Source organism: Photorhabdus caribbeanensis (genome assembly GCF_018448885.1).
Classification (GTDB): domain Bacteria; phylum Pseudomonadota; class Gammaproteobacteria; order Enterobacterales; family Enterobacteriaceae; genus Photorhabdus; species Photorhabdus caribbeanensis.
Window position 1 is genome coordinate 83,016 of the sequence record NZ_RCWB01000022.1, and the last position, 6,700, is coordinate 89,715.

Annotated in this window: 7 protein-coding genes; 1 reads left to right on the forward strand and 6 read right to left on the reverse strand. The window is 41.7% G+C overall.

Annotated features, from left to right (window positions below; genetic code table 11):
- Positions 1-6: 6 nt before the first annotated feature.
- The 6 genes from proS to metN form a co-directional block, all read right to left on the reverse strand.
- Complete coding sequence (gene proS / locus EAE90_RS15250; protein WP_214054175.1) at positions 7-1,725, reverse strand: proline--tRNA ligase; 1,719 nt, start codon at positions 1,723-1,725, stop codon at positions 7-9.
- 125 nt (positions 1,726-1,850) lie between these two features.
- Positions 1,851-2,558 (reverse strand): tRNA (N6-threonylcarbamoyladenosine(37)-N6)-methyltransferase TrmO, encoded by a 708-nt coding sequence (gene tsaA, locus EAE90_RS15255; protein WP_214054176.1) that lies wholly within the window; start codon positions 2,556-2,558, stop codon positions 1,851-1,853.
- The gene (gene rcsF / locus EAE90_RS15260; protein ID WP_281422352.1) at positions 2,555-2,902 is read right to left on the reverse strand and encodes an Rcs stress response system protein RcsF; all 348 of its coding nucleotides are present in this window, start codon (positions 2,900-2,902) and stop codon (positions 2,555-2,557) included. The genes tsaA and rcsF overlap by 4 nt, the downstream gene beginning before the upstream one ends.
- A gap of 193 nt (positions 2,903-3,095) precedes the next feature.
- Complete coding sequence (locus tag EAE90_RS15265; RefSeq protein WP_214054178.1) at positions 3,096-3,911, reverse strand: MetQ/NlpA family lipoprotein; 816 nt, start codon at positions 3,909-3,911, stop codon at positions 3,096-3,098.
- A gap of 65 nt (positions 3,912-3,976) precedes the next feature.
- Positions 3,977-4,630 (reverse strand): methionine ABC transporter permease MetI, encoded by a 654-nt coding sequence (locus EAE90_RS15270; protein WP_036781212.1) that lies wholly within the window; start codon positions 4,628-4,630, stop codon positions 3,977-3,979.
- Positions 4,623-5,654 (reverse strand): methionine ABC transporter ATP-binding protein MetN, encoded by a 1,032-nt coding sequence (metN, locus tag EAE90_RS15275; protein WP_214054179.1) that lies wholly within the window; start codon positions 5,652-5,654, stop codon positions 4,623-4,625. The genes EAE90_RS15270 and metN overlap by 8 nt, the downstream gene beginning before the upstream one ends.
- Before the next feature lie 195 nt (positions 5,655-5,849).
- Between metN and gmhB the strand changes: the two genes are divergently transcribed.
- Entirely contained in the window at positions 5,850-6,416 is a 567-nt protein-coding gene (gmhB, locus tag EAE90_RS15280) for a D-glycero-beta-D-manno-heptose 1,7-bisphosphate 7-phosphatase (RefSeq protein ID WP_214054180.1), read from the forward strand.
- Positions 6,417-6,700: the final 284 nt, after the last annotated feature.

Below are 6,700 nucleotides of genomic sequence, written 5' to 3' on the forward strand. Positions count from 1 at the left end.
TCCTAATTAACAACCAAGTTGTTGCTTCAGATAATCAACAATATCGTCTAGTTTCAGCATCTGTTTTTCATCACCGCGACGATGTTTATATTCTACTTCGCCATTATCAAGATTACGATCACCAATAACGATAGTGTGTGGTACACCGATAAGCTCCATATCGGCAAACATCACGCCTGGGCGTTCCTTGCGATCATCAAAAATAACATCAATGCCGCTAGCGCGTAGATCAGCATACAGTTTCTCTGCAACTTCTTTAACACGGTATGACTTGTGCATATTCATTGGCAAAATAGCAACTTGGAATGGTGCAATTGCATCAGGCCAGATGATACCGCGGTCATCGTGATTTTGTTCAATCGCTGCGGCGACAATACGAGTAACACCAATACCATAACAGCCCATAGTGACTATCTGATTGTGACCGTCTTCGCCTTGAACTGTCGCTTTCATGGCATCAGAATATTTGGTGCCAAGTTGGAAGATATGGCCAACTTCAATACCACGTTTGATGAGTAATGTCCCTTTACCATCTGGGCTGGCATCACCTTCAACAACATTACGGATATCAGCAATTTCTGGTAGCGGCAGATCACGCTCCCAGTTGATACCGAAATAGTGTTTGTCATCGATATTGGCACCTGCGCCAAAGTCACTCATCACTGCCACACTGCGATCGATAATAACAGGTATTGGCAGATTGACAGGTCCCAATGACCCTGGGCCTGCACCAATAATTGAGCGAATCTCTTCTTCAGTAGCAAAAGTCAGTGGGCTGGCAACTAAAGATAATTTCTCTGCTTTGATTCCATTAAGTTCGTGATCGCCGCGAACCAGTAAAGCAATCAATTTATGACCTGCGTCTGCTGCTGCGTGAACCATCAGGGTCTTAACCGTTTTCTCAATTGGCAGATTGAATTGCTCAACCAGTTCAGCAATTGTTTTTGCGTTTGGAGTATCGACCAGATGCATTTCTTCTGTTGGTGCTGCGCGATCATGATCGGGGGCAACAGCTTCGGCTAATTCAATATTAGCTGCGTAATTGGATTCAGTGGAGAAAACGATATCATCTTCTCCACTGGCTGCCAGAACCTGAAATTCATGGGAAGCACTACCACCGATGGAACCGGTGTCTGCCAGGACAGCACGAAAATCCAAACCTATGCGGGTAAAAATTTTGCTGTAGGCTTCGTACATGTTGTCGTAAGTTTCTTGTAATGATGCTTGGGTAGCATGGAAAGAGTAAGCATCTTTCATTAGGAATTCACGGGAGCGCATCACGCCAAAACGAGGGCGAACTTCATCGCGAAATTTAGTCTGAATCTGGAATAAAGTCAGTGGTAATTGCTTATATGAGCTGACTTCATTGCGGATCAGATCAGTGATGACCTCTTCATGAGTTGGACCTAGTACAAAAGGACGATCGCCTCTGTCAACAAAACGCAGTAACTCTGGACCGTATTGTTCCCAGCGACCACTTTCTTGCCATAGATCTGCCGGCTGTACGACGGGCATAGATATTTCAATCGCTCCGGTATTGTTCATCTCTTCTCGAACAATTTTTTCGACTTTTTTGAGTACACGGATACCTGTAGGCATCCAATTATACAGACCTGAGGCGAGTTTACGGATCATGCCCGCACGCAGCATCAGCTTATGGCTGACAACTTCCGCATCGGCAGGCGTCTCTTTTAATGTAGAGAGCAGATATTGGCTAGTACGCATTGTTAGGTTCCATTAGAGCAGCAAATTGCTTCTGACTGGCAGAAATTTGCCAGCCAATAAAAAAATGAAAATAAGCCTTTAGTCTACCAGTGAGTTTAAGATGCCAAAAGGGTATATGCTGATTTTTAATGGGGATCTATGGAGACCACTTCGGTTAATGTGTCACAGATTCTCCAGCGCACATTGAAATCTAGTAGATGAGCTGCATATTCCCGATTTTCCTGTTCTTTTCTCCGGTAAGCAGGGCGAGGATCTTGGGCCAAAACTTGACTGATAAAACGGCGTAAATTCGGATAGATATCTTGAACTGAAACGAGTTGTTGCTCAGCGGTAGGTGAAAATATCACTTCCATATCAGTAGAAGGGGCTTGTTGTGCAAAACCTGCCACTGCACGTGGCTGACATTCAGCAAAAGGTAAATAAGGCTTAATATCAATAACAGGCGTACCATCAACTAAATCCAGGCTACCCAGTTCCAGAATAACTTGACCTTTCTTGTATTCGATCCCTTTAAGTTCAATCAGAGACATACCAATTGGGTTTGGCCGAAAAGTCGAACGGGTTGCGAATACGCCCATCTTTGCATTGCCACCTAAACGAGGAGGACGCACCATTGGCTTCCAGCCGCCTTCTATTGTTTGATGGAAGATAAAAATAACCCACAGATGGCTAAATTGTTCCAGACCACGAACTGCGTCCGGCTGATTATAGGGAGGAAGAAGCACCAGTTTCCCACCTCCATCATCAATAAGACCTGGTTGGCGGGGAACGGCAAATTTTTCTTTATAAGGGGAGTGGATAACCCCTATCTTCGTGAAATGGAAATCGGTCATTGGGTGATCAGCAGGGCTGAACCTTCACATATTGCTATCTGGTAGCATCCTTGGCCTGATAATATTTCGCATTGATGCAATAAAACAGCGTTAGCATCCAAATAAGCTGCTTTGGTTATCATCTGGTTGCGAGCCACGGTGATATTCGCTGGTGGATCCTGTAAGGAACTACGACATGATTGACCAGAAACAATTCCTAAGTCTTTGAATGAGTTACCTAATAATTCTTCACTCTTGGTATATAACTTTACGGATGAAGAGAAATGTTTTTTTTCGCCAGTTGATAGTTTTGTGAGTCTCGTATCTGATAACTGGGAAGAGTCAGTAAATGTTGTTTGTTGCATTGAACATCCTGTTATGGACAGTGCTAACAAAGAGGCAAGTAGCCTACGCATTATAGATCCTCGAATTTTTACTGTTAGAGTTAAGCGAGTAGATCAGGTTAACAAATAATACCGAAAACATGATGCCATAATAAATCAGGCGGACAAACTGTCCGCCTGATTATTCTAATATCGATGAACGTAATATGAAAGATTACCAACCTTTCACTGCACCACCATTAAAGATCTTATTGGCAGCTGCATCAACTTCGTCGGATTGATATGCCTTAACGAATTTCTTAACGTTTTCAGCATCTTTATTATCTTCTCGACTAACCAGTAGGTTTACATATGGAGAATCTTTATCTTCGACGAATAAACCATCTTTTGCTGGAGTCAGGCCAATCTGGCTTGCATATGTCGTATTGATGATTGCCAGAGCAATTTTTTGATCATCCAGTGAACGTGGTAATTGTGGAGCTTCCAGTTCGACTAGTTTTAGATTCTTAGGGTTTTCAACAATGTCTAGAACTGTTGGCAATAAACCTATGCCGTCTTTCAGCTTAATTAAACCTTGTTTCTGTAACAGTAATAAAGAACGGCCTAAGTTCGTCGGATCGTTTGGTAACGCGATTTGGGAACCATCCTGTAATTCATCTAGGGATTTAATTTTTTTGGAATAACCCGCAATTGGATAAACAAAAGAGTTGCCGACTATGACCATCTTATAACCGCGATCTTTGATTTGCTGATCCATATAAGGTTTGTGCTGGTATGCATTCAGATCAATATCACCTTTACTTAGCGCTTCGTTTGGTAGTACAAAATCATTAAAAGTCACTAGCTCTACATCAAGGCCATATTTGTCTTTAGCGACTTTTTTCGCAATTTCAGCAACTTCCTGCTCTGCACCAACGATAACACCGACTTTAATATGGTTTGGATCTTGTTTCTCTTGCCCACAACCCGCCAAAATTAATGAGCCTAAAAGAGCGCTGATAGTTGCGATTGTTCTTAATTTAACAGACATACTTTACCCCTATAGAATACTGATTTATGAATACCGATACAGGTACTGCTATTAAAATGATCTTATTATTTATGTGTTGTGGCCTTGACTAAACGATCACCACTTAATTGAATTAAATAAACTAAAATAACCAGTAATACTAATACGGTATTCATTACTGTTGCATTATAGCCGATATAACCGTATTGGTAGCCAATCTGACCTAATCCACCTGCACCTACAGCACCTCCCATCGCAGAATAACCGACTAAAGTAATGAGGGTAATTGTGGCTGCATTGAGCAAACCAGGTAATGCTTCAGGTAACAGAATTTTCTTTATAATCTGGAATGGGGTTGCTCCCATTGCTCTAGCGGCTTCAATTAGTCCCGATGGAATTTCTAATAAAGCATTTTCCACCATACGAGCAATAAATGGCGCAGCACCTATGGTTAATGGGACAATGGCAGCCTGTAAACCGATCGATGTTCCCACAATTAGCCTGGTAAAAGGAATCATCCACACCAGCAAAATAATAAATGGAATAGAACGGAAAATATTAACTATCGCTGAAAGAAAACGATAGAGTTTGCTATTTTCCATAATTTGACCGGGACGGGTGACATATAACAATACACCTATTGGCAACCCGATAATGAAGCCAAAGAAACCAGAAACAAAAGTCATTACTAGAGTTTCCCAGACGCCTTTAGCCAGTAATAAAATCATTCCTTCAGACATAACCGAGAACCTCTACTTTCACATGATGATCTTGTAAAAACTTAATCGTTGATTCAACGCCGCCATTTTCACCGTGTAATTCAGCTAACATCACACCAAATTTTACGCCGCCGGCATAGTCGATTTGAGAACTTAATATATTCATATCAATATCAAAACGACGTACAGCCATTGAAATCAGTGGGGCATCTACAGACTGACCGGTGAACTCTAATTTCAATAATGGACTAAGATCTGGTGCTGGGTGGCTTTGCATTTTTTGTACATAATCTTCAGGGATATCCAGATGCAAAGTTGACTGAATAAATGCCTGAGCGATAGGTGTCTTGGGATGAGAGAACACTTCACTAACAATGTCTTGTTCAATCAGTTGCCCACCACTAATAACCGCTACTTGGTCACAAATACGCTTGACGACATCCATTTCATGTGTGATTAACAGAATGGTCAGTCCCAGACGGCGATTAATATCTTTCAATAACTCTAGAATAGAACGCGTTGTTGCAGGATCCAAAGCGCTGGTTGCTTCATCACATAAAAGTACTTTAGGTGAATTAGCCAGAGCACGAGCAATAGCAACGCGTTGCTTCTGCCCGCCAGAGAGATTTGCTGGATAAGCATCATGCTTATCTGCAAGACCAACAAGCTCCAATAACTCGTCTACTCGCTTTTTGATTTCGGCTTTTGGAACGTTATCCAGTTCCAAAGGTAAAGCTATATTGCCAAACACTGTTCTTGAAGACAGCAAATTGAAGTGCTGGAAAATCATGCCAATCCGACGACGTGCACGGGTTAAATCACTATCAGATAAGATAGTTAAATCCTGACCATCAACCAGTACTTGCCCGGAAGTTGGACGCTCAAGCATATTTACACAGCGAATCAGTGTACTTTTACCTGCGCCGGATGAGCCAATGACACCGTAAATTTGCCCTTGCGGAACATGCAGGCTGATATCTGAAAGCGCGTTAATAGAACGGGCACCCTGTTGGAATATTTTATTGATATGAGACAGTTTTATCATTTTTATTCTTATTTATTTTTATAAAAATTTTGAAAATTGATAGCTTGAACATTTTTAAGAAAGCAAACCACCCGTTGAATCGGATGTTAAGGTGTCTAGACGTCTAAGTCAACTGTGAATAAATTAATTGCTGCATTCTCATTCATGGTTAAATCGTGCGATACTGAGAACTTCTTACATTCTTGGAGCAATCGGGTGACACAAGGTATTCCTGCCGTATTTTTAGATCGTGACGGAACAATAAATATCGATCATGGTTATGTACATGAAATAGATGATTTTCAATTTATCGATGGTGTTATTGAAGCCATGATTGAATTGAAAAAGATGGGGTATGCACTGGTATTAGTTACAAACCAGTCAGGTATTGCCCGTGGCATTTTCGATGAAGAGCAGTTTTTGCAACTGACGGAATGGATGGATTGGTCGCTAGCAGACCGAGGTGTGGATTTGGATGGCATCTATTATTGCCCTCATCACCTAGATGCAACTAAAGAGCAATATAAGAAGAGTTGTGACTGCCGTAAACCGCAGCCGGGTATGTTGCTGGATGCGCAGAGGGAGCTTGGCATCGATATGACGGCTTCTTTTATGATTGGTGACAAAATTGAAGATATGCAAGCCGCGGCGTTGGCAAAAATTGGCACTAAAGTATTAGTTCGCACAGGTAAACCCGTTAACACTGAAGCTGAACAAGCGGCTGATTTGATAATAAATAGTCTTGCAGACTTACCTAAAGCAATTAAAAGCATCAAAAAGTAAGTTTTTTGTTCTTTATATCATCGATTTGTTGAAAAAATCTGCGAATGAAAGTTTTTTTTCAATAAATGCTTGCCAGCGTCAAAGAACTCCCTATAATGCGCCACCACTGACCGACACAACGCTGATAAACATTGTGTGGTCGGGCAGAGAAAGCGGCAATAAGCGCTTGACTCTGCGGGCGAAAAGCGTAGTATACGCAGCCCGGCTGAACGAGAATATGAAATTTTAATTCAGCCTGCTCTTTAACAATTAATCAGACAATCTGTGTGGGCACTCACAAGACC

Bases quoted from the DNA above. Each gene is read 5' to 3' on its own strand.
- proS (WP_214054175.1), bottom strand. From the start codon at position 1,725: ATGCGTACTAGCCAATATCTGCTCTCTACATTAAAAGAGACGCCTGCC.
- tsaA (WP_214054176.1), bottom strand. From the start codon at position 2,558: ATGACCGATTTCCATTTCACGAAGATAGGGGTTATCCACTCCCCTTAT.
- rcsF (WP_281422352.1), bottom strand. From the start codon at position 2,902: ATGCAACAAACAACATTTACTGACTCTTCCCAGTTATCAGATACGAGA.
- EAE90_RS15265 (WP_214054178.1), bottom strand. From the start codon at position 3,911: ATGTCTGTTAAATTAAGAACAATCGCAACTATCAGCGCTCTTTTAGGC.
- EAE90_RS15270 (WP_036781212.1), bottom strand. From the start codon at position 4,630: ATGTCTGAAGGAATGATTTTATTACTGGCTAAAGGCGTCTGGGAAACT.
- metN (WP_214054179.1), bottom strand. From the start codon at position 5,654: ATGATAAAACTGTCTCATATCAATAAAATATTCCAACAGGGTGCCCGT.